At 26.6% G+C, this 2298-nt stretch carries 1 protein-coding gene and 1 pseudogene; both read left to right on the plus strand.

The window, feature by feature from the left end; translation table 11 throughout:
- Positions 1–55 precede the first annotated feature (55 nt).
- Positions 56–655 (plus strand): annotated as a pseudogene (locus AMN95_RS02165) (3'-5' exonuclease); the annotation flags it as partial.
- Positions 652–2298 (plus strand): aminopeptidase P family protein (locus AMN95_RS02170; RefSeq protein ID WP_075522358.1); only part of this gene is annotated, 1647 nt, incomplete at its 3' end. The pseudogene AMN95_RS02165 and the gene AMN95_RS02170, both read left to right, overlap by 4 nt.

Below are 2298 nucleotides of genomic sequence, written 5' to 3' on the forward strand. Positions count from 1 at the left end.
AATCTTGATCAATTGAAGTTGCTAAAGAAACATGTTCCAAGAAACTTTCTAAATTATCAAATTATTGCAAACAATTCTAGATGAATCAGGTTATTCAGCAATGCTTAAAAACAAAAAAGATCTAGAAAATGAAAATAGATTAGAGAATATTAAAGAATTATTAAGTGCCATGAAAGAATTTGATAATTTAGAAAGTTTCTTGGAACATGTTTCTTTAGCAACTTCAATTGATCAAGATTGGGATGGACAAAAAATAAATATGATGACTATGCACTCTGCTAAAGGTTTAGAGTTTGATGTTGTATTCTTACCAGGTTGGGAAGAGGGATTATTTCCCCATCAAAAATCGATAGAAGAAAAAGGTCAAAAAGGCTTGGAGGAGGAAAGAAGATTGGCATATGTTGGAATTACAAGAGCAAAAAAGAGGGCTATAATTTCCTTTTCAATGAATAGATTTTATCAAGGAGACTGGATTGACAGTATGGCATCTAGATTTATTGATGAACTTCCAAATGATTTTATAGAAAAAAACTCTTTTTTTGAAGATGACAAAAATGAAATAGAGGACTTCGAATTCAATCAAGACTTGGAAGGTGATGATCAAGATAATTACAGAAGTCCAGGTTGGATAAGATATCAGAAAAGAATTAAATGAAACATATCCTTAAAAAACTAAAAGAACAGTTTTCAAATTACAATCTAGATGGGTATATAGTTCCAAAAAATGATGAATTTTTCTCTGAATATTCAGCTAAAGATAGATTGAAAAAAATTACAAATTTTTCAGGTTCTGCTGGATTTGCTGTAGTGCTGAAACAATCAAATTATTTATTTGTAGACAGCAGGTACACTCTTCAAGCTAAAATAGAAAGTGGTAATAATTTTAAAGTTTTAGGTTATGAAAAACTATTAAATTGTAAAGTTTTCAAAAATTTAGTGATTGGCCTTGATCCAACATTGTTTACAAAAAAACAAATAAAAAAAATTTTTACAAAAAATAAAGTAAAACTTATTAAAGAAAACCTTATTGATAATTTTCATAAATTTAGATATTTAAACAATAAACCGTTCTATTCTCTTGATAAAAAAATCGTAGGTGAAGATTACAAAAATAAGATAAAAAAAATAGTCAAATATCTTAAAACCAAAGGATTAGACCATATATTTATAACAGCTCCTGAAAATGTTGCTTGGATCTTAAATATAAGGGGATATGATAATCCGACTAGCCCTATTCCTAACTCATATTTGTTAATTAGTAAGGACTACAAAAAATATATTATTGCAAAAAAAAATAAACTTAAAAAATTAATAACAGAAAAAAAAATAAAGCAGAGTGAAATTATAGAACCAAAAGATATTGATTATTTTTTAAATACTCTTAAGGGTAAAAGTATATCAATAGATAGTAAAACCTGCTCAATATATTTTGAGCAAATATTAAATAAAAAACTTAAAATTTTTAAATCAGATGACCCAACATATTTATTAAAATCAATTAAAAATAAAACAGAAGTAAATAATATGATTAAGGCACATATAAATGACGGTATAGCATTAACAAAATTTCTTTATTGGATAAAAGAGATTAACAAAAAAAAGATATCAGAAATAGATGCACAAAATAAATTAGAAGCTTTTAGAAAAAAAAATAAAGACTATCTGTTTCCCAGCTTTAATACAATCGCAGGGACTGGAAAAAATGCAGCAATAGTTCATTATAGAGCTACAAATAACAACACTAAAATTATTAACAAAAAAGATATTTTTTTGTGTGATTCTGGAGGCCAATACTCATACGGAACCACTGATGTTACTAGAACTATTTGTTTTTCTAAACAAAAAAAAAATATAAAAAAAATTTTCACTCAAATTCTTAAAGGACACATTGCTGTCGCTCGCACTAATCTCAATAAAATAAATGTTGGTAAAGAAATTGATAAACGAGCTAGAAAATTTTTGAATGAGGATGGATTAGACTATGGACACGGAACGGGCCACGGGGTTGGACATTTTCTCAATGTCCATGAGGGGCCGCAAGCAATTTCAAAATATAATAATATTAAAATTAAAGAAGGAATGATTTTAAGTAATGAACCAGGTTTTTATAAGAAAAATCACTTTGGAATGAGAATTGAAAATTTAATTTATGTTAAAAAGGAGGGAAAAAATTTACTATTTAAGAACCTTACATTAGCTCCAATTGAAAAAGATTTAATTGATTACAAAATTTTGACAAAATCTGAAAGAGATTATTTATTTGATTATCATTTAGAAGTATACTCAAAAATTTCCTTT

This window comes from Candidatus Pelagibacter communis (genome assembly GCF_001180185.1).
In the GTDB taxonomy this organism is placed as follows: Bacteria; Pseudomonadota; Alphaproteobacteria; order Pelagibacterales; family Pelagibacteraceae; genus Pelagibacter; species Pelagibacter ubique_F.